The 20,357-nt window shown below is 60.8% G+C and carries 24 protein-coding genes; 4 read left to right on the top strand and 20 right to left on the bottom strand.

Annotated features, from left to right (window positions below):
- Nucleotides 1-35: 35 nt before the first annotated feature.
- The 6 genes from ycfP to hinT all read right to left on the bottom strand — a co-directional run bounded on the left by ycfP (nt 36) and on the right by hinT (nt 3,931).
- A complete protein-coding gene (ycfP, locus tag SSARUM2_RS09450; RefSeq protein WP_039566586.1) occupies nt 36-578 on the bottom strand; it encodes an alpha/beta hydrolase YcfP in 543 nt (180 codons plus the stop codon).
- Between the two features lie 79 nt (nt 579-657).
- Entirely contained in the window at nt 658-1,677 is a 1,020-nt protein-coding gene (gene nagZ / locus SSARUM2_RS09445; protein ID WP_033646434.1) for a beta-N-acetylhexosaminidase, read from the bottom strand.
- 38 nt (nt 1,678-1,715) lie between these two features.
- Nucleotides 1,716-2,582, bottom strand: coding sequence for a thiamine kinase (thiK, locus tag SSARUM2_RS09440; protein ID WP_060429877.1), 867 nt, complete (start codon nt 2,580-2,582; stop codon nt 1,716-1,718).
- Entirely contained in the window at nt 2,563-3,153 is a 591-nt protein-coding gene (gene lpoB / locus SSARUM2_RS09435) for a penicillin-binding protein activator LpoB (protein ID WP_060438828.1), read from the bottom strand. Before lpoB ends, thiK begins: the two co-directional genes overlap by 20 nt.
- A gap of 26 nt (nt 3,154-3,179) precedes the next feature.
- A complete protein-coding gene (locus SSARUM2_RS09430; RefSeq protein ID WP_033638052.1) occupies nt 3,180-3,569 on the bottom strand; it encodes a YcfL family protein in 390 nt (129 codons plus the stop codon).
- Between the two features lie 11 nt (nt 3,570-3,580).
- On the bottom strand, nt 3,581-3,931 hold the full coding sequence (hinT, locus tag SSARUM2_RS09425) for a purine nucleoside phosphoramidase (RefSeq protein ID WP_004928776.1): 351 nt from the start codon (nt 3,929-3,931) through the stop codon (nt 3,581-3,583).
- A 221-nt stretch (nt 3,932-4,152) separates the two neighbouring features.
- Between hinT and SSARUM2_RS09420 the strand changes: the two genes are divergently transcribed.
- Nucleotides 4,153-5,058, top strand: a complete 906-nt coding sequence (locus tag SSARUM2_RS09420; RefSeq protein WP_060429931.1) for a transporter substrate-binding domain-containing protein — start codon at nt 4,153-4,155, stop codon at nt 5,056-5,058.
- Here the strand turns inward: SSARUM2_RS09420 and SSARUM2_RS09415 are convergent.
- A complete protein-coding gene (locus tag SSARUM2_RS09415; RefSeq protein ID WP_072265263.1) occupies nt 5,055-5,432 on the bottom strand; it encodes a helix-turn-helix domain-containing protein in 378 nt (125 codons plus the stop codon). The two genes, SSARUM2_RS09420 and SSARUM2_RS09415, sit on opposite strands and share 4 nt — an antisense overlap.
- A gap of 99 nt (nt 5,433-5,531) precedes the next feature.
- On the opposite strand from SSARUM2_RS09415, the gene SSARUM2_RS09410 reads away from it, so the two are divergent.
- A complete protein-coding gene (locus SSARUM2_RS09410) occupies nt 5,532-6,281 on the top strand; it encodes an SDR family oxidoreductase (protein WP_049213163.1) in 750 nt (249 codons plus the stop codon).
- 37 nt (nt 6,282-6,318) lie between these two features.
- On the opposite strand, the gene SSARUM2_RS09405 is transcribed toward SSARUM2_RS09410, so the two are convergent.
- Nucleotides 6,319-7,623, bottom strand: a complete 1,305-nt coding sequence (locus tag SSARUM2_RS09405; RefSeq protein ID WP_004928764.1) for an Nramp family divalent metal transporter — start codon at nt 7,621-7,623, stop codon at nt 6,319-6,321.
- A 230-nt stretch (nt 7,624-7,853) separates the two neighbouring features.
- Between SSARUM2_RS09405 and mntR the strand changes: the two genes are divergently transcribed.
- Nucleotides 7,854-8,324, top strand: a complete 471-nt coding sequence (gene mntR / locus SSARUM2_RS09400; RefSeq protein ID WP_033638048.1) for a manganese-binding transcriptional regulator MntR — start codon at nt 7,854-7,856, stop codon at nt 8,322-8,324.
- A gap of 14 nt (nt 8,325-8,338) precedes the next feature.
- Nucleotides 8,339-8,704, top strand: a complete 366-nt coding sequence (locus tag SSARUM2_RS09395; RefSeq protein WP_060453013.1) for a DUF4180 domain-containing protein — start codon at nt 8,339-8,341, stop codon at nt 8,702-8,704.
- Between the two features lie 56 nt (nt 8,705-8,760).
- Here the strand turns inward: SSARUM2_RS09395 and ptsG are convergent, their stop codons facing one another.
- From ptsG to plsX, 12 genes are all read right to left on the bottom strand, one after another.
- Complete coding sequence (gene ptsG / locus SSARUM2_RS09390; protein ID WP_016928184.1) at nt 8,761-10,194, bottom strand: PTS glucose transporter subunit IIBC; 1,434 nt, start codon at nt 10,192-10,194, stop codon at nt 8,761-8,763.
- A 343-nt stretch (nt 10,195-10,537) separates the two neighbouring features.
- Nucleotides 10,538-11,314 (bottom strand): metal-dependent hydrolase, encoded by a 777-nt coding sequence (locus SSARUM2_RS09385; protein ID WP_016928186.1) that lies wholly within the window; start codon nt 11,312-11,314, stop codon nt 10,538-10,540.
- Between the two features lie 19 nt (nt 11,315-11,333).
- Nucleotides 11,334-12,341: a DNA polymerase III subunit delta' gene (gene holB, locus SSARUM2_RS09380; protein WP_033655059.1), complete on the bottom strand. Its 1,008-nt coding sequence runs from the start codon at nt 12,339-12,341 to the stop codon at nt 11,334-11,336.
- Nucleotides 12,341-12,979, bottom strand: a complete 639-nt coding sequence (tmk, locus tag SSARUM2_RS09375) for a dTMP kinase (protein WP_033646442.1) — start codon at nt 12,977-12,979, stop codon at nt 12,341-12,343. The genes holB and tmk overlap by 1 nt, the downstream gene beginning before the upstream one ends.
- Nucleotides 12,969-13,994 (bottom strand): endolytic transglycosylase MltG, encoded by a 1,026-nt coding sequence (mltG, locus tag SSARUM2_RS09370; RefSeq protein ID WP_033646443.1) that lies wholly within the window; start codon nt 13,992-13,994, stop codon nt 12,969-12,971. Before mltG ends, tmk begins: the two co-directional genes overlap by 11 nt.
- Nucleotides 13,995-14,007: 13 nt before the next feature.
- Nucleotides 14,008-14,805 (bottom strand): aminodeoxychorismate lyase, encoded by a 798-nt coding sequence (gene pabC / locus SSARUM2_RS09365; RefSeq protein WP_015377453.1) that lies wholly within the window; start codon nt 14,803-14,805, stop codon nt 14,008-14,010.
- A 145-nt stretch (nt 14,806-14,950) separates the two neighbouring features.
- The gene (gene fabF, locus SSARUM2_RS09360) at nt 14,951-16,192 is read right to left on the bottom strand and encodes a beta-ketoacyl-ACP synthase II (RefSeq protein WP_033638042.1); all 1,242 of its coding nucleotides are present in this window, start codon (nt 16,190-16,192) and stop codon (nt 14,951-14,953) included.
- 82 nt (nt 16,193-16,274) lie between these two features.
- On the bottom strand, nt 16,275-16,511 hold the full coding sequence (gene acpP / locus SSARUM2_RS09355; RefSeq protein ID WP_004719003.1) for an acyl carrier protein: 237 nt from the start codon (nt 16,509-16,511) through the stop codon (nt 16,275-16,277).
- Nucleotides 16,512-16,665: 154 nt separating this feature from the next.
- The gene (gene fabG, locus SSARUM2_RS09350; RefSeq protein WP_016928193.1) at nt 16,666-17,400 is read right to left on the bottom strand and encodes a 3-oxoacyl-ACP reductase FabG; all 735 of its coding nucleotides are present in this window, start codon (nt 17,398-17,400) and stop codon (nt 16,666-16,668) included.
- Nucleotides 17,401-17,411: 11 nt separating this feature from the next.
- Nucleotides 17,412-18,341 carry an ACP S-malonyltransferase gene (gene fabD / locus SSARUM2_RS09345; protein WP_060453014.1) on the bottom strand — a complete coding sequence of 310 codons (930 nt, stop codon included), beginning with the start codon at nt 18,339-18,341 and terminating at the stop codon, nt 17,412-17,414.
- Nucleotides 18,342-18,359: 18 nt separating this feature from the next.
- Complete coding sequence (locus SSARUM2_RS09340) at nt 18,360-19,313, bottom strand: beta-ketoacyl-ACP synthase III (RefSeq protein WP_025302411.1); 954 nt, start codon at nt 19,311-19,313, stop codon at nt 18,360-18,362.
- A 6-nt stretch (nt 19,314-19,319) separates the two neighbouring features.
- Nucleotides 19,320-20,354 (bottom strand): phosphate acyltransferase PlsX, encoded by a 1,035-nt coding sequence (gene plsX, locus SSARUM2_RS09335; protein WP_071883797.1) that lies wholly within the window; start codon nt 20,352-20,354, stop codon nt 19,320-19,322.
- Between the last annotated feature and the right edge of the window lie 3 nt (nt 20,355-20,357).

The raw sequence follows: 20,357 nt of genomic DNA, 5'->3' as shown, positions 1-20,357 counted from the left end.
CGGGAAGCGCGGCTCACGGCAGCGTTATGAAACTGTTAACCCAGCGCCTTGAACGCCTTGAGCCGCTGCAGATGGGGGGAGATATTTTTGAACTTGTGCGTCTGCTGTTCATCCCACACGATCTCGTAGTAGTGATGCAGCAATTCGGCGCTGCGCCGGTTATCCAGCACCTCATCGTGCCGCGACAGCACCACCAGACAGCGGTCGCGGTTCTTCTCGCGGAAATCCTCCACGCACTTGGTGGCGATATCGCGATACTCTTCCGGCCGGTCTATCTTGCCGTGCATGTGCTCTTCCGGATACAGGTTCGGGTTGAACATCGCCTGGCGAATGCCGCACAGGAAGCCGATGCGCTCCGCCCAGAAACCGCCGAGGCCGACCCCGCAGATCAACGGGTTCGCGTCGCCGCCCTGTTGCACCGCCTTGTCCACCTCTTTCAACAGATGCTGCATGTCGTGACGCGGATGCAGCGTGCTGTAGCTGATGAAGCGCACGTCCGGATCGATAAACTGCAGCTGTAACACCTTTTCATGATTGCCGGGACTGGTGGAATCGAAGCCGTGCAAATAGATAATCATGTGGATCCTCGCAACAAGCCAAGGGCCGCGGGCGCGGCCCTCATCATTTCCGCTCTGCGCCGCGATGCGGCGCCTGGATTCACCCCTGCGAACGCTGCTTGTGCTCCTCCCAGCGTTCGCTCAGCGCGCTAAGCGCCTTGTGCGCCTGCTGCCAGCGCTCGGAGTCGCGCAGTTCCTGACGGGTGAACTGACCGCGATGATATAACCGCTTCACCTTCTCTGCTTTGACCGGGGACAGGTTATCCAACACGCTGACCGCACCTTCGCGGTGGTTGCACACCAGGATCATGTCGCAACCGGCATCCAGCGCCGCCTGGCCGCGCTCGGCGTAGCTGCCCATGATGGCGGCGCCTTCCATCGACAGATCGTCGGAGAAAATCACGCCATCGAAGCCCAGCTCCTGACGCAGGATCTGCTGCAGCCAGTAAGGCGAGCCGCTGGCCGGGCGCGGGTCCGCTTCAGTATAGATGACGTGGGCCGGCATGACGGCGTCCAGCAGCTGGCGGTTGATCAGCTCGCGGAAGATCGCCATGTCATGCTCGCGGATCTGCGCCAGCGGCCGCGGATCGCGCGGGGTTTCCTTGTGCGAATCGGCGCTGACGGCGCCGTGCCCAGGGAAGTGTTTGCCGGTGGTTTTCATGCCGGCGCTGTGCATGCCGAGGATAAAGCGTTCGGCCATCGCCAGCGCCTGCTGCGGATCGCTGTGGAACGAACGCTCGCCGATCGCCGCGCTGCCGTGGCCGATGTCCAGCACCGGTGCGAAGCTGATGTCGATATCCTGCGCGATCATCTCCGCCGCCATCAGCCAGCCGGCCTCCTGCGCCAGCCGGCCGCCTTCCTGCGCATCGTGCAACGCGGCGAACGACTGCGCCGCCGGCAGGCGGGTGAAGCCCTCGCGGAAGCGCTGCACGCGCCCGCCCTCCTGGTCTACCGCCACCACCAGCCGATCGTGCGAGGCGGCGCGGATCTGGCGCACCAGCTCACGCAGCTGCTCCGCATCGTGGAAGTTGCGGGTAAACAGGATCAATCCGCCAACCAGCGGGTGTTTCAAAATCTCGCGTTCTTCTGCATCCAGCTCATAGCCGGCGACATCTAGCATTACTGGGCCCACGGGCACCTCACTTCATTATTGTTCGTTCAGAATTCGGATGATGATAAACAAAGTCGCCGGCGCACTGCAGCGCCCCAGCGTAAAAATTCGGCGTCGCCGCTCTGTTGCCAGCGCACTTCAAACCACAGCAGCATCAGATAATCCACCCACGGCAGCCAGCCCCGCACCTGGGCCTGCAGCCGGGCGGCATCGTGATAGCCCTGGCGCGCGTAGTGCTGCAAAAAGCGCTGCTGCTGCCCGGCCGACCAACCATTGCCGCGAAACAGCGCGGCGATATCCAGCGCCACGTCGCCGTCGGCGGCATACTCCCAGTCGATCAATCGCAGCCCCTCACCGGTGGCGAGCAAATTGCCCGGGTGGATGTCCATGTGCAGCGGCGCCAGGCGCAGCGGCCGTGGCGGCACACTTAGCAAAAAATGGCGCTGCAGGCGCAGCCAGGCGGGGGTTACACGCCGCGTATCCAGCTGCGGCCAGTAGCGGAGGAACTGCCGCCGCAGATCCAGCCGGTAACCGCTGAGCGGCCGCCGATGCAGTTCCGCCGCCATCGCCGCCAGCTCGCCGCGCTCATTCAGCGCCGCAAACTCGGCATCTGTGACGACGTCACCTTCGAGCCATTCGAGGATAAGCCACTGATTATTCTGTGCGAAAACCCGCGGCCCCAGCCCCGGCGCGCAGCGGCGCAAGACCCGCGCTTCCCGCCGTCGGCTCACGCCCAGCGCGCGTTTTTCCGCACTGTGCTGGCGCGCCAACAGCGTGATGCCCGCGCCGTCGATGCGCCAGCTCTCGCCGGTCAGCCCCTGCACCGGGCTGAAATGACAACCGGCGGTATTCACCGCCGGCAGTCTGGTTTCCATCAATCGTCGCAGCGCGGCCTCAGCGTTTAACGGCGCCATTGCCCGACCAGACGATCTCGCCGGTTTGCACCAGCATCAGCTGCATATCCAACGCCGGCGACTTCACGTCGCCACTGACGTCGCTGTACAGCACGTACTGCGCGCCGACGATGCGCGCCAGGCCAATCGCCTTGCTGCGCGAACCGAAGCTGTCATCCGCCGACAGGCCCAGCGTTTGTCTGGCGCTGGTCAGCTTCGCTTCCGGCACCACGCTGAAGGTGGAATTCGACGCCAGCGCCTTGTACAGCGCCGCGGTAGCTTTGCCCATCTGCAGCGAACCGTTGGTGTTGTTCTTGACGCTGTCCAGCAGCAGCACGCTGCCGGCCGTGACGCCATCGGCCTTCAGCATCTGCCCCACCAGCGGCTGGACGCTGCCCAGCCAGTCGAGCTGCTGAATTTTCGGCGGCTGCGGCACCGGCTCGGTGGTTGGCGGCTGCGGCTGCTCGACCGGCGGCGTCGGCTGTTCCGGTTCGACGGTGACCGGCGGCAACGGTTGTTCCGACTCAGGCGGGCGCGACAGACAGCCGCTGAGGGTTAATGCGGCCAGCGCCACTAAGACGTACTTTTTCATGCTTTTTCTCCAAACCTGGCAAGCGCTTACAGGTACAGATACAGACGCGCGCTTTTAGCGTCCAGATTGCCGTTAATCGAGTAAATTTTGGCGTCCGAGTCGGGCGCCACCACGATCTCGCGCGGTTTCTCGAAGGGGCGAATATCCAGCCCCTGCGCGTCGTACCAATAGAAGCGGTAATGTACGGTGACCGGCGTCATTTGGCTGTTGTTGAGCACCGAGGTCGCCATCACCCGCCCAGAGGCGTTCGAAATCGAGGGCGTATCGGCCAAAATGCCGGCGGTCAGCACCGAAGGATCCATCACCACCGTCTGCCCTTGGTTGACCGCGATGCCGGGCGGTGAACTGCATCCCATCAGCAACGCGGCGGGCAGCGCCAACGCCATCAGACCACGGAGAGTTTTTTTACCGCGCATGATTTCCTCGCTTAACGTGACAGCAGCGGCCCCAGCGAGCGGCCACCGACCAGGTGCATGTGAATATGATAGACCTCCTGACCGGCGTGGCGGTTGCAGTTGACGATCAGGCGGTAGCCGTCCTCGGCGATGCCTTCCTGTTCGGCGATCTTCGCTGCGGCGGTGATCATGCGGCCCAGCGCGGCTTCATGCTCCACGGTCACGTCGTTGACGGTTGGGATCAGCACGTTGGGAACGATCAGCACATGGGTGGGTGCCTGGGGAGAGATGTCACGGAAAGCGGTGACCAGTTCGTCCTGATAAACCACATCAGCAGGGATTTCGCGGCGGATAATTTTACTGAAAATCGTTTCTTCGGCCATCTGGCGTTCCTTGTTTTACACAATTAGCTGTACGCAGTATGAGTGACAAATTCTACTGCTTTCAACCTGATTGCGCACTTTCCACGTCGAGTGCTGCAGATTCGCGCAGCCCGGCGCCCCGCTTGTGCATCTTTTCACTTTGGTTATTCACTATTGTTGCTTTACTTACCCCGCGCCGCCGCCAATAGTAACCCCATGATTAACAAAGGATAGAGGGTGCTATGCCACTGAGGATTTCGGCGCTGTGCGCGCTGTTGCTGAGCGCCGCCGTGCAGGCGGCAACGGCGGGCGGTATCGATCTGCAGGCTAACCGAGAGCCGATACGCGCGGAGAAAAACCCGGCCGCTATCGCACTGATTCCGGCAAACTTTCACTTCGCGGTGCCCGGCAAGCTGACGGTGGCGGTGGCGTTCGAGAACTCTCCGCCGCTGGCGCTGTTCGCCGAGGACAATAAAACGCTGATCGGCAGCGATCCGGACATCGCCCGCCTGGTGGCCGACAGCCTTGGGCTGGAGCTGAATCTGGTGCCTACCTCGTGGGAAGATTGGCCGCTGGGCATCAGCGCCGGCAAATACGACGCGGCGATCTTCAACATCGCCGTCACCAAACTGCGCAAGACCAAATTCGACTTCGCCACTTATCGGGTGGACACGCTGGGCTTTTACGTCAAATCCACCAGCCACATCACCTCGATCAACCGGCCGCAGGACGTCGCCGGGCTGCGGATCATCGTCGGATCCGGCACCAATCAGGAAAACATACTGCTGGGATGGGATAAGCAAAACCGCGCCGCCGGGTTGCCGCCGGTGCAGCCGATCTACGTCACCGACGACGCCGCCACTAACCTGAGCATTCAGTCCGGGCGCGCCGATGCGTTCTTCGGCCCCCACTCCACCGGCGCCTACAAGGCGGCGCTGACCGGCAAAACCAAAATGGTCGGCATCGGCCCCAGCGTGGCCTACGTCGCGGTCACCACCAAAAAAGGCAACGGTTTGGTGAACGCCGTCAACGCCGCCATCAACGGCGTCATCGTCAGCGGCGAATACGCGCAGGTGCTGGAGCGCTGGGGCGAAGGCGACGAAAAGGTCGAGCGCTCCGCCATCAATCCGCCGGGCATCGGCGACTAGCCGCCGATCAGCTGCGGCGCGTGCCGACGCATCCACTCGGCCAGCGAATCCAGCGTCGGCCGCAGCGATTTACCGAGCGCGGTGACCTGATACTCCACCCGCGGCGGCACTTCGGGAAACACCTGCCGCGTCACCAGGCCACGCTGCTCGAACAGCCGCAGCTGACGCGTCAGCTCTTTTTGCGCAATGGGCGCCACCGCCCGCTGCAGCTCGCTGAATCGCACCGGGCCGTCGATCATTATCAGTCGGTACAGGATGGGTATCGCCCACTTGCCCGACACCAGATTGACGAAGTCCACCATCGGGCAGGGTTCGCCCGCCGGCGGCAACGCCGCCAAATTATTTTCCGCCGCGAATGGCGCTTGCGCCGTCATTTCATCCCACCTCGTCCTTTAGTATCCAAAAGGTGCCTACTATGCAAAAGGAACTATAGCGCAAATAATGCCGCAACTGACGCTAAAGAGGAATCGGTTATGGCACGACTGCAAGGCAAATACGCATTGATTACCGGCGGCACCAGCGGCATCGGGTTGGAAACCGCCCGCCAGTTCATCGCCGAGGGCGCAACGGTGGCGATCACCGGGCGCAGCCAAAGCGCCCTGGACGCGGCGGGCCAGGCATTGGGTGGCAAGACGCTGTTGCTGCTGAGCGACGCCGGCGATATTCCGCAGCAGCGCGAACTGGCGCAGCGGCTGGGGCAACGGTGGCCGCGGCTGGACGTGCTGTACATCAACGCCGGCGACGTTACGCATCGCCCGCTGCAGGAGTGGGATGAGCAGAGCTATCAGCGGCTGATGGACATCAATCTGAAGGGGCCGTTTTTTCTGATCCAGGCGCTGCTGCCGCTGCTGGCCAACCCTTCTTCGGTGATCCTGTGCGGTTCGGTCAGCGCCCATATCGGCCTGCCGCAGAGCAGCGCCTACGCCGCCAGCAAAGCCGGCTTGCTGTCGCTGGCCAGAACGCTGTCCGGTGAGCTGCACGCGCGCGGCATTCGCCTTAACGGCCTCAGCCCCGGCCCGACCGAAACCCCGGCGTTGGGTAAGCTGGGGTTGGCGGAAGCGGATGAACAGGCATTACGCAACGATATCCGCGCGCTGGTGCCGATCGGCCGCATGGGCAGCACGCTGGAGCTGGCAAAAGCAGCGGTGTTTCTGGCGGCAGACGAGTCGGCCTTTATGGTCGGCGCCGAGCTGCAGATGGACGGTGGTGTGGGAAATTTATAATTTAGCGACGCGGCCGCGCCCCGCGCGGCCCACAAGATCACCCCAAACCGGGAATATCGACGCCGAAGGTCTGCAACAGCAGCACCACGTTGAGCAGCACGATCACCACCGTGCCGACCACCGCCGCCAGGCTGGTCCAGCGGCCGTTGGCGAACTCGCCCATGATGTCGCGGCGGCGGGTGAACATCACCAGCGCAATCATCGGCGCCGGCAGCGCCAGGCTCAGTACCACCTGGCTATAGACCAGCGCGTCGGTGGCGTTGACGCCCATCGCCACCACGATAAACGCCGGCACCATGGTGACCAGGCGGCGCACCCACACCGGAATGCGGAAGCCAACGAAGCCCTGCATGATCATTTGCCCGGCCATGGTGCCCACCACCGAGCTGGAAATGCCGGAGGCGATCAACGAAGCGAGGAAGATGCCGGCGGCCGCCGCGCCGAACAGCGGCGTCAACGTATGGTAGGCGGTGCCAATTTCGGCCACGTCGCTGTTACCGGCGTGGAAGGCGCTCGAGGCCATGATCACCATCGCAATATTCACCAGCCCGGCCAGCGCCAGCGCGATCACCACTTCAATATTGGAAAAACGCAGCAGCTTGCGCCGCTCGCCGTTGTCGCTGGCCGGGCTGCGGTGCTGGGTCAGCCCCGAGTGCAGGAAAATGGCGTGCGGCATCACGGTGGCGCCGATAATGCCGACGGCGATGGTCAGCGCCTGCGCGTCCGGCAACTGCGGCGTCACCATGCCGAGGCCGGCCGCTTGCCAGTCCACCGGTACGATGAACATCTCCACCAGATAGCACAGCGCGATGATGCCCACCAGGCCGCCGATCATCAGCTCGACCGGGCGGAAACCTTTCTTTTCCACCATCAACAGCGCATAGGTGATCACCGCCGTCACCCCCATCCCCGCCAGCAGCGGCATATGGAACAGCAGCGCCAGCGCGATCGCCCCGCCGAGAAACTCCGCCAGATCGGTGGCCATCGCCGCCACTTCGCTGAGCAGCCACATGCCGATCACTACCGGCCGTGAAAACTGGTCGCGGCACATCTCCGCCAGATTGCGGTTGGTGACGATGCCGAGCTTGGCCGACAGCGCCTGGAACAGCATGGCGATCAGGTTGGCCATCACCACCACCCACAGCAGGCTGTAGCCGTATTTCGCCCCGGCCTGAATATTGGTGGCGAAGTTGCCGGGATCCATATAGGCAATAGAGGCAATCACCGCCGGGCCGGCGAACAGCAACGGCGTAAAGGCGCCGCGCTTGCGTCCGGCAAGGGCGGCGCCAATCGCGATGTTGGTCCGTTCGGTTAACGATGGAGTGGTTGCCGCGTCACGCATGAATTACCCTCAATCTTTCACTGGTTATTTTTCCACCTACCATGCCGACAATGTAGCATCGGCTACACTTTATGCAACAGGCGAAATTCATTGGCTTTGTGTAGAGATATTTCTAACTACCACAATGCGTGGCATCGAATTGATAATGTGTGCTATTTGGACTAACTTAGGGCAACCCTCCCCGCATTGCCGGGAGACGCCATTTTTATGCTTACAGGACGCCCCACGCTATGGTTACCCGCGCGCCAGATAACGCCGACCGCCACGCCCAGACCGACATGCCGGACGAGGCCGAGCACGCCCTGCGTTTTAGCCGCGCCCGCGAAGCGCAGTCCAATGCGCTGATCGAAGATTACGTTGAGCTGATCGCCGATTTGCTGCAAAGCACCCGCGAAGCCAGAACCACCGATATCGCGCGCCGCTTCGGCGTGTCTCACCCGACGGCGATCAAAAATATCGCGCGGCTGAAAAGCGCCGGACTGGTGGAATCGCGCCCTTATCGCGGGGTGTTTTTAACCGAGGAAGGCGAGCTGCTGGCGCAGAAGGTGCGCCGCCGTCACCGCATCGTGGTCGATCTGCTGATGTGCGTCGGGGTGCCGAGCGAAACCGCCGAGCTGGACAGCGAAGGGATTGAGCACCATATCTCGGACGAAACGCTGGCGGTGTTCGAGCATTACCTGCAAAAGCACGCCAAACCCTGACCCCCGGAGCGCCGATGAGCTACGCCGTGCAGCAAATCCACGATCTGCGCCTGGTGGTGTTCGCCGAAGCCGGGCCGCTGTTGAAAGACGAAAACGACGTCAGCCTGTTTATCGCGCCCGCCTTTGAACACGATGCCGGGATGATTGCCCTCCCCGTCAACCGCCTCGACGCCGCCTTTTTCCAGCTCAGAAGCGGCATTGCCGGCGCCGTATTGCAGAAATTCATCAACTACCGCCTGCGCGTTGCGCTGCTGGGCGATATCTCCCCCTGGCTGGCGCAAAGCAACGCGCTGCAAGATTTCGTGCGTGAAGCCAACCGCGGCGAACAGGTCTGGTTCCTCCCTTCTCTCGCCGAACTCGAACAGCGCCTTGGCGCCTGACGGCAGGCAATAAAAAAGGGAGGCTTTCGCCTCCCTTGATAACTCCCCTGCCTGGATCAATGATTACGGATGTATTCGTCCATATCGGTTTTCAGGTTGTCGGACTTGGTGCCGAAGATGGCCTGCACGCCGGAGCCAGCGACGACTACGCCGGCTGCGCCCAGTTTCTTCAGGCCCGCCTGGTCAACTTTGGACACGTCGGCCACGCTGACGCGCAGACGGGTGATACAAGCATCCAGGTTAGTGATGTTTTCTTTACCGCCGAAGGCCTGAACCAGCGCCGCGGACATTTCGGAACCACCCTGCGCAGTCTGCTCGGCAGCGGTGTCTTCACGGCCCGGAGTTTTCAGATCCAGCTTGGCGATCAGCACGCGGAAGATGGTGTAGTACACCAGACCGTAGACGATGCCGACGATTGGGAACAGCCAGATTTTGCTGCTGTTGCCGCTCAGTACGATAAAGTCGATCAGGCCGTGCGAGAAGCTGGTGCCATCGCGCATGCCCAACAGGATGCAGATTGGGAACGCCAGGCCGGCCAGGATAGCGTGGATCACGTACAGGATCGGCGCGACGAACATGAAGGAGAACTCGATCGGCTCGGTGATACCGGTCAGGAACGAGGTCAACGCGGCGGAGATCATGATGCCGCCGACTTTCGCGCGGTTTTCCGGCTTGGCCGAGTGCCAGATGGCGATGGCCGCAGCAGGCAGACCGTACATTTTGAACAGGAAGCCGCCGGACAGTTTGCCCGCGGTAGGGTCGCCCGCCATGTAGCGAGGGATGTCGCCGTGGAATACCTGGCCCGCCGCATTGGTGAATTCACCGATTTGCATTTGGAACGGTACGTTCCAGATGTGGTGCAGACCGAATGGCACCAGAGCACGCTCAACCACGCCGTAAATGCCGAAGGCCACGACCGGGTTCTGATAAGCCGCCCACTGCGAGAAGGTCTGGATAGCCGTACCGATCGGCGGCCAGATGAAGGACAGCACTACGCCCAGAACGATCGCCGCCAGACCGGAAATGATCGGCACGAAACGCTTACCGGCAAAGAAGCCCAGGTATTCCGGCAGTTGAATGCGGAAGAAGCGGTTGAACATATAGGCCGCGATGGCGCCGGAGATAATCCCCCCGAGCACACCGGTATCCGCCAGGTGTTTGGCCGCAATCTCTTCAGCCGGCAGGTGCAGCACCAGCGGCGCAACCACCGCCATGGTTTTCACCATGATGCCGTAGGCCACCACCGCCGCCAGCGCGGAAACGCCGTCGTTGTTGGTGAAGCCCAGGGCGACGCCGATGGCGAAAATCAGCGGCATGTTGGCGAAGACCGAACCGCCCGCTTCCGCCATCACGTGGGAGACTACCGCAGGTAGCCAGCTAAAGTTGGCGGAGCCGACGCCCAGCAGGATACCTGCGATAGGCAACACGGACACCGGCAGCATGAGCGATTTACCTACTTTTTGCAGGTTTGCAAATGCGTTCTTGAACATAGTTGAGTGTGCTCCTGAGTAATAATGCTTTGCTACTTCTTGTCGCGATGATTCGCGCTGCAAGGGGGGGAGAAAAACCCCTGCAATTCAGGGTGTCTGAGCACCCCTTGAATTTATTACGCAGAGTAAAATAAATAGCCTGCGCAATGTTTGATGACAATCACGTTTCGATGATCGAGCCGCGGTAACTTTGCATAAACCGGCTGTTGTTTGGCGAAACAGACCAAAAAACACGCATCAATCACCTTGAAACGGGAGGGAACCTTACCCGTTTCAGTGATTAATTACGAGCTTAAAAAAAATTACGCAGACAATGACCTACAGCTATAGCCTAGGTCAAAGATCACAGTTCGAGGTGAAATAAACGTGAAAAGTTGGCGGTGGTGGCTTCGGCCAGTTGTTCCAGGCTGACGCCCTTCAATACCGCCATGTATTCAGCCACATCGCGCACATAGGCGGGTTGGTTTTCTTTGCCGCGATGCGGCACCGGTGCCAGATAAGGCGAGTCGGTTTCCACCAGAATGCGATCCAGCGGCACATAGCGCGCCACCTCGCGCAGCTGTTCGGCGTTGCGGAAGGTGACGATGCCCGAGAAGGAGATGTAGAAGCCCAGATCCAGCAGAGCTTCGGCCGTGGCCAGATCTTCAGTGAAGCAGTGGAGTACGCCGCCGCAGTCCTGTGCGTTCTCTTCACGCAGGATCGCCAGCGTGTCCGCGCGCGCATCGCGAGTGTGGACGATCACCGGCTTGTTCAGATCCCGGCCGATGCGGATATGTTCGCGGAAAGAGTCCTGCTGCAGCTCAAGGTTGTCTTTCTGGTAGAAGTAATCGAGCCCGGTCTCCCCCAGCGCCACCACCTGCTCCGCCGCCGCCAGGCGACGCAGTTCGGCGTAATCATACCCCTCTTCCAGATTGAGCGGATGCACCCCGCAGGAGAAGGCCACGTCGTTGCGCTCGCCGATCAGCTCGGTCATGGAACGGTAACCCGGCAGCGTGGTGGCAACCGCCAGCACATAGCCGACGTCGCGCGCCTTGGCTTTGGCCAGCGCATCGTCCACATTCTGGTGCAGCGTTTGATAATCCAGACTGTCAAGGTGGCAATGAGAATCGACTAACAACATAATTTTTAACTCTTTTACTTTACAGCGAATGAGGTTGGGAATAGCCGGCGGCGCCAAGCATCTGTTCCCAGCGAAGTAACTGTTCGGTCAGCAGCAGCTCGCGGTTGACGCCCACCACGCTGAGCAGCTGATGGCGGCAGTTCAGCCACTGCTGCACGATCTGCTGCAGCGAGGCGCTGCTCAGCAGGCTGGCCAGTTGATGCACCAGCGGCTGCTGATCCTGATTCAATACATAGTGATGCGCGCCCTGCTGCCACTTCATCGCGTCCACCAGCAACGCGCACAGCCAGTGCAGGCGCTCGGCGACGTCTTCATGGTTCAACACCGGCAGCAGCGACAGCATATCGCGCTGCGGCAGCGCGGCGCTCAACGTGGCGCACAGGGCGCTGCGCTGTTGCCACTGCTGCGGCTGCAACAGCTGTTCGGCGGCCAGCGGCGCGCCGTCGTGCAGGCGCAGCGCCGTGAGGCGGTCCGTCTGAGAGCCGGCCGCCTGTCGGCCCAGCCACTGCAGGCTGAGCTGCTCATCCGGGCTGGCCAAATGCCAATACAGGCAACGGCTGCGCAGCGTCGCCATCAGCCTCGACGGCTCACGGCAGCCCAGCAGAAAATAGGTTTTCTCCGGCGGCTCTTCCAGCGTTTTAAGCAGCGCGTTGGCCGCCGCCTCGGTCAGCTGTTCCGCCTGCGGCAGCCAAATCACTTTAGCGCCGCCCTGCTGCGCGTGGGCGTACAGCGTTTCAATCACCTGGCGGATCGGCTCGATGCCCAGGCTGCTCTTACCCTTTTCCGGCGCCAGCACGTGATAATCCGGGTGGTTTCCCGCCAGCATCAGCCGGCAGCTGTGGCACTCGCCGCAGCTTTTTTCACCGTTGCGCTGCTGGCAGATCAACCAGCGGCTCAGGCCGTAGGCCAGCGCATCGTCACCGTTGCCCGCCGCCGCGTGCAGCAGCAGCGCATGATGGCCGCGGCCGTCGGCGTACTGCCCAATCAGCTGGCGATAAGGGCCGTTCAGCCACGGGTACCAGTTCATTATGCGCCTTCCTGCTGCCGCAGCCAGTGGCCGACGCAGTCGCGGATCGCCGCGGTCACCTGCTCCAGCGGCTGGGCGGCGTCGACGGTGACGATGGTTTTATCCTGCGCCGCCAGCTCGAGATAGCGAGCGCGGGTGCGTTCGAAGAACGGCAGCGCCTCCTGTTCGATGCGATCCAGCTGACCGCGCGCCTGCGCGCGTTGCAGGCCGACCAGCGGCGGCAGATCGAGATACACCGTCAAGTCCGGGCGAAAATCCCCCAGCACGGTGTCGCGCAGCGAGCTCATCAGCTGCGGATCCACGCCGCGGCCGCCGCCCTGGTAAGCCTGTGAAGAGAGATCGTGGCGATCGCCCACCACCCAGGCGCCGCGCGCCAGGGCCGGTTTGATCACGGTTTCCACCAGCTGCACGCGCGCGGCGTACAGCATCAATACTTCGGCCTTGATGGTCGGCAATTCGCCGTCGATGCCGCGCTTGAACAGATCGCGCAGCTTCTCCGCCAGCGGCGTGCCGCCGGGTTCACGGGTGAAGACGATGTCGCTGACCCCGTGTTCGCGCAGCACATTGACCACCGTATCGCGCGCGGTGGTTTTACCCGCGCCTTCCAGCCCTTCGATGACAACGAATTTACTTTTCATTCTTTTCCTTTAACGCCTGACGGTACACGCGCACCGCCTGGTTATGGCTCGCCAGATTGGTGGTGAAGGTATGCCCACCCTTGCCGTCGGCGACAAAATAGAGATATGGCGTTTTGGCCGGATTGGCGGCCGCCTGCAGCGAGGCCTCACCCGGCATGGCGATCGGCGTTGGCGGCAGGCCGGCGATCACATAGGTGTTGTACGGCGTCGGCGTCTCCAGATCCTTGCGCGTGATGTTGCCATTATAGCTTTCGCCCATGCCGTAGATCACCGTCGGATCGGTCTGCAGGCGCATGCCGATGCGCAAGCGGTTGACGAACACCGACGCCACCTTGCTGCGCTCTTCCGGCACCGCGGTCTCTTTCTCGACGATAGAAGCCATGGTCAGCAGCTCTTCCGGCGTTTTATACGGCAGGCTGGTGTCGCGGCCGGCCCAGGCGGCCTGAAGCGCTTTGTTCATGCGCACGTGTGCGCGTTTGAGCAGCGCGATGTCGCTCATGCCGGCGGTATACTGATAGGTATCCGGGTACAAATGCCCTTCCGGCGTTTCTCCCGCAGGAATGCCGAGCGCTGCGGCAATCTCCGCTTCGCTCTTGCCCGCCAGGGTGTGTTTCAGGTATTTGGACTGCTGCAGCACCTGCTGCCAGTCACGCAGGCGTGAGCCTTCGATAAAGCGTGCGGTGAACTGCGCCTCTTTGCCGCTGGCCAACAGTTTCAGCATCTGGCGCACCGTCATGCCCGGCGTGAACCGGTAGGTGCCGGCTTTAAACTCCGCCAGCTCCGGCTCCAGCTTCAGCAGCCACTGGAACCAGCGGCCGTTGCGCACCAGCTTATCGCGCACCAATAGCCCTTCCAGCGCTACCCGACCGGTGCCGGCCGGCAGTTTGAAGATGGTTTCTTGTTGGATAGCCAGTGGCGTATCGGCAAAGCGTTCGATCTTCTGGTAGCCCCAAAACAGCAGCGCCAATACCAGAACAACAATAATAGACAGGACCTTCAGCTTTCTTTTCTTCATCAATCAGCCATGGTTAACAGTGTGGACGCAAAAAATCATACAGCTGGCGCGAAGCATAGCGCCATGATTGCGCAGCGTTTACCGGCAGCAGCGGCATCAGCGCATTGCTCACCAGGACTTCGTCGGCATCGGCCAGCGTCTCCAGCGGTTCACTGACGCAGTGCAGACGGTATTCCGAGCCCGCCAGCAGCGCGATCACCCGCCGCCGCATCAGGCCCGCGACGCCTGCCTGGCTCAGATCCGGGGTAAATACCGCTTTTCCCTTACGCCAGAACAAATTAGCCGCACAGCATTCCACCAGCATACCGGCAGTGTCAAGCACCAGCGCCTCGTCGGCGGCCGTCTGGTCAAGATGCGCGCGGATCAGCACCTGCTCCAGGCGGTTCAAATGCTTCAACCCCGCCAGCAACGGATTGCGCGCCAGCGCCACCGGGCTGAGCGCAAGCGTGATGCCCTGCTCGCGCCACTGCAAATAGTGCGCAGGGTAGCTGCTGCGGGCCACGATACGCGTCGGGTTTTCGCACCCCGTCGGGCTGTAACCCCGCCCGCCGCTGCCGCGCGTCAGTATCGCTTTGACCACGCCGAGCGGAATTGATTCGGCCGCCAGCGCCATCTCCCGCTCGAAAGCCAGCCAATCGGTGGCGGGCAGCATCAGCCGCTGCGCCGCTTGCTGCAGCCGCTCCAGATGCCAGGGCAGCAGCTCGATTTTACCATCGATAACCCGGGCAGTAGTAAAGCAGCCATCGCCGAACTGCAGGCCGCGATCGCTCGGCGCCAGCGCATCGTGGCGTTGTCCGTTAATCCAGTACATGCTTCCTCCTGTTGCCGGGTGATTTCATTACGCTCGCAGAATAGCAGGCGACGAGGCGATACGCAGCCCTGTTGGTGTCCAGACGATAGGCGTAAAAAAGCCCGGTTAAAAAACCGGGCTTTTCATCAGCTATCCACAGCGCGAATTACACTCGGCGGAAGATCAGCGAGCCATTGGTGCCGCCGAAGCCGAAGGAGTTACACAGGCTGAACTCCATATCGCTGACCTGGCGCGCTTCGTGAGGCACGAAGTCCAGATCGCAACCTTCATCCGGGTTATCCAGGTTGATGGTTGGCGGTACCGCCTGATCGCGCAGCGCCAGCACGGTGAAGATAGACTCGATCGCGCCTGCCGCACCCAACAGGTGGCCAGTCATCGATTTGGTCGAGCTCACCAGCACGCGCTCTGCATCGGCGCCGAAGACGGATTTCACCGCCTGCGCTTCCGCCTGGTCGCCCGCCGGCGTAGAGGTGCCGTGCGCGTTGATGTAGCCGATTTGTGACGGGGTCACACCGGCGTCAAGCAGGGCATTTTCCATCGCCAGCGCAGCGCCTGCGCCGTTTTCCGGTGGCGACGTCATGTGATAAGCATCGCTGCTCATCCCAAAGCCCACCACTTCGGCGTAGATTTTCGCGCCGCGCTTTTTCGCGTGCTCGTACTCTTCCAGCACCATCATGCCGGCGCCGTCGCCCAGCACAAAACCGTCGCGGTCTTTATCCCACGGACGGCTCGCCGCCTGCGGGTTGTCATTACGAGTGGACAGGGCGCGCGCTGCGCCAAAGCCGCCGACGCCCAATGGGGTGCTGGCTTTCTCTGCCCCACCGGCCAGCATCACGTCCGCATCATTGTAGGCAATGATACGCGCCGCATGGCCGATGTTGTGCACACCTGAAGTACAGGCGGTGGCGATGGAAATGCTTGGGCCACGCATGCCGTACATGATTGTCAGGTGACCGGCAATCATATTCACGATGGTGGATGGCACGAAGAACGGACTGATTTTCCGTGGGCCACCGTTAACCAGTGAACTGTGGTTTTCTTCGATCAAACCCAGGCCGCCGATGCCGGAACCGATCGCGGCTCCAATGCGGCTGGCGTTAGCCTCGGTGATGTCCAGGCCTGCATCCTGCATGGCTTGCATGCCGGCAGCGATACCGTACTGGATAAAGGCGTCCATCTTGCGCGCATCTTTGCGCGAGATGAAATCCTCGGAATTAAAATTCTTTACCAGGCCAGCAAACTTGGTCGCATAGGCAGTGGTATCGAAATGGTCGATCAGGCTGATGCCACTCTGACCGGCAAGAAGAGCGTTCCACGTGGACTCTACCGTATTGCCGACAGGAGACAACATGCCCAGTCCGGTCACAACTACTCGACGCTTAGACACGTTTGTCCTCCAGGGAGGGAAAAATATGACACTAGGGATAGAAAAAACTTAGGCGGTCGAGCGACCGCCTAGATATGTTCTCTTACTGCTGGCTAGCGTTGATGAAATCAATAGCTGCCTGAACAGTAGTGATCTTCTCAGCTTCTTCGTCTGGAATCTCGGTGTCGAATTCTTCTTCCAGTGCCATTACCAGCTCAACGGTGTCAAGAGAATCAGCGCCCAGATCTTCAACGAAAGAAGCGTTGTTCAAAACTTCTTCCTGTTTAACACCCAGTTGCTCAACAATGATTTTCTTAACGCGTTCTTCGATAGTGCTCATACTCTTAAATTTCCTATCAAAACTCGCTTTCGCGATGGTTTTCGTAGTGTATAAAATGCTGAAAAAGATGCAACTAAATCCCGGCTGGTCAAACCACGATTTTACGCTATTTTGCGGTTTTTGCCTCAAATAACGCAAATGGTTTTCACATTTTTTAAATCATGTACATGCCGCCATTGACATGTAACGTTTCACCGGTGATATAGCCGGCCTCATCAGAGGCCAAAAATGCAACAGCGCTGGCGATTTCTTTAGCATCGCCCAGCCGGTTGGCTGGAACTGATGACAAAATGCCTGCGCGTTGATCATCTGTCAACGCCCGTGTCATGTCCGTCTCAATAAAGCCAGGTGCCACGACGTTGACCGTAATGCCACGCGAAGCAACTTCACGTGCCAAAGATTTGCTAAAACCAATCAGACCGGCTTTAGCCGCCGCGTAGTTCGCCTGCCCTGCGTTCCCCATGGTGCCGACAACGGAACCGATGGTGATGATACGGCCAAACCGCTTTTTCATCATAGCGCGCATTACCGCTTTTGACAGGCGGAATACGGAAGTCAGGTTGGTGTCGAGGATATCCTCCCACTCATCATCCTTCATACGCATCAGCAGGTTATCACGCGTGATGCCGGCATTATTCACTAAAATGTCGATTTCGCCAAATTCGGCGCGAATCGATGCCAGCACGCTGTCGATAGATTGCGCATCAACAACGTTCAACATAAACCCTTTGCCGTTTGCGCCCAGGTAGCTGCTGATCGCTTCAGCGCCGCTCTCGCTGGTCGCGGTGCCGATCACTTTGGCGCCGCGTGCCACAAACGTTTCTGCAATAGCTCGGCCAATACCGCGGCTCGCGCCGGTGACCAGAACGATTTTACCTTCGAAGCTCATCATTTTCCTCTTTATTGTTCAAGCGCCGCCGACAGGCTGGCGGTGTCGTTCACCGCCGCAGCCGTCAGGGTGTCAACAATACGTTTAGTCAGACCGGTCAGCACTTTGCCCGGCCCCACTTCCAGCAGCGACGTCACTCCCTGTGCTGCGATAAATTCTACGCTCTCGGTCCAACGCACCGGGCTGTACAGCTGACGCACCAGCGCGCTGCGGATCGCTTCCGGATCGTTTTCGGTGCGCACGTCGACGTTGTTCACCACCGGCACCTGCGGCGCGTTGAAGGTGATGTCCTGCAGCGCCACGGCCAGCTTGTCGGCGGCCGGTTTCATCAGCGCGCAGTGCGAAGGCACACTCACCGGCAGCGGCAGCGCGCGCTTGGCGCCGGCGGTTTTGCAGGCGGCACCTGCGCGCTCAACCGCTTCTTTGTTGCCGGCAATGACCACCTGGCCCGGCGAGTTGAAGTTGACCGGAGAAACCACCTGCCCCTGCGCAGACTCTTCACACGCCTTGGCGATCGCGTCGTTGTCCAGACCGATGATGGCGTACATCGCGCCGGTACCTTCCGGCACCGCTTCCTGCATCAGCTTGCCGCGCAGCTCGACCAGACGGATCGCCGCCTTGAAGTCCAGCACGCCGGCGCAGACCAGCGCCGAGTATTCGCCCAGGCTGTGACCCGCCATCAGCGCAGGTGCTTTACCGCCCTGCTGCTGCCAAACGCGGAAAATCGCCACCGAGGCAGCCAGCAGAGCCGGTTGGGTCTGCCAGGTTTTGTTCAGTTCTTCCGCCGGGCCTTGCTGCACCAGCTGCCACAGGTCGTAACCCAGGGCGGAAGACGCCTCGCCGAAGGTTTCTTCGACGATCGGGAACTGTGCGGCCAACTCGGCCAGCATGCCAACGGTCTGCGACCCCTGGCCCGGGAAAACAAAAGCAAATTGCGTCATTTTTTCTTCCTGTCCAAATCAGAAACGAACCAGCGCCGAGCCCCAGGTAAAGCCGCCGCCGAAGGCCTCCAGCAGCACCAGTTGGCCACGCTGAATTCGCCCGTCGCGCACCGCTTCGTCCAGTGCGGAAGGCACCGAGGCGGCAGAGGTGTTGCCGTGACGATCGAGCGTCACCACCACTTTGTCCATCCCCATGCCCAGTTTTTTCGCCGTTGCGCTGATGATGCGCAGGTTGGCCTGGTGCGGCACCAGCCAATCCAGCTCGCTGCGGTCCATGTTGTTGGCCTGCAGCGTCTCGTCGACGATGCGCGCCAGCTCGGTAACCGCAACCTTGAAGACTTCGTTGCCCGCCATGGTGACATAGGCCGGCTTGTCTTGATTCTGGCGATCCTTGTACGGCAGCGTCAGCAGGTTGCCGTAGCTGCCGTCGGCATGCAGATGGGTAGACAGAATGCCCGGCGCTTCAGAAGCCCCCAGCACCACCGCCCCTGCGCCATCGCCAAACAGAATGATGGTGCCGCGATCTTCAGGATCCAGCGTGCGCGACAAGACGTCCGCGCCGATAACCAGCGCATGTTTGACCGCGCCGTTCTTCACGTACTGATCGGCCACGCTGAGCGCGTAAGTAAAGCCGGCACAGGCCGCGGCCAGATCGAACGCCGCGCAGTCTTTGATGCCCAGCATTTGCTGCACCAGGCACGCCGCGCTCGGGAACGCGTGAGTGGTCGTGGTGGTCGCCACGACGATCAGCCCAATGTCTTCTTTAGCCACACCTGCCATTTCCAGCGCTTTCTCAGCGGCCTGGAAGCTCATCGTCGCGACGGTTTCATCCGCAGCGGCGATGCGACGTTCGCGGATACCGGTACGCGTGACGATCCATTCGTCAGAGGTATCCACCATTTTTTCCAAATCAGCATTGGTGCGCACTTGTACGGGCAAATAACTCCCCGTACCGAGAATCTTTGTATACATGTACGATCAGTCACTCTTAGGTAATACAGCCTCAAGGCGCGCAGCAATCCTTTCCGGGACTTGCCGCTGCACCGCCTGCACAGCCTGTTCGATTGCGACTGCAAACGCGTGAGGGTTCGCAGCGCCGTGGCTCTTGACTACGGTGCTGCGCAATCCTAACAGACATGCGCCATTATACTGGTCGGGGTTCAGGTGGCCGAACCGCTTAACCACCCGTTTTTGCAACCAACGGCCCAACAATTTCAGCCACCACGCTCGCTTGTTGCCGTCGCCGGACGATTTCAGCAGCGATAAGAACACCCTGACCACCCCTTCCATGGTTTTCAGGGTGACGTTGCCCACGAAGCCATCGCACACCAACACGTCGGTCTTGCCGGTGAGCAGCTCGTTTCCTTCTAGGTAACCAATATAGTTGATTGCCGGAGTATTTTTTAGCACAGCGGCCGCTTCGCGGATATTATCCAGGCCTTTGGTCTCTTCTTCGCCAATATTCAGCAGCGCCACCCGCGGTTGCGCAATGCCGATCACCTCTTCCGCCATCACCGCGCCCATCACGGCAAACTGCACCAGCATGGTGCTGTCGCACTCGACGTTGGCGCCCAAATCCAGCACCACGGTTTTACTGCGTTGCTGATTCGGGATCGCCGTCATCAGCGCCGGGCGCTCGATGCCTTCCAGCGGCTTGACCAACAGCTTCGCCAATCCCATCAGCGCACCGGTATTGCCGGCGCTGACGCAGCCCTGCGCTTTACCGCTGCTGAGCTGCTCGAGCGCAATGCGCATCGACGTGCCGCGGCTGGCGCGTATCGCTTGTGAAGGTTTGGCGTCGCCGGCGATCACGGACTCGGCGGGCACGACTTGCAGACGCTCCAGAAGAACCGGATCGGCGTGGGCAAGCAAAGGGGAGATGACGTCGGGATTGCCGACCAGCAGGAGATGAAGCTGTAAATTAGAGGCCAGTGCCTGCAACGAAGCAGGCACTGTGACGCAGGGACCGAAGTCCCCGCCCATTGCATCTAACGCCAGGGTTAGACGAGTCAAGGT

The sequence above is a fragment of the Serratia sp. K-E0102 genome, from assembly GCF_029962625.1.
GTDB lineage: Bacteria > Pseudomonadota > Gammaproteobacteria > Enterobacterales > Enterobacteriaceae > Serratia > Serratia sarumanii.
This window is presented reverse-complemented; position numbering and strand designations above follow the sequence as displayed.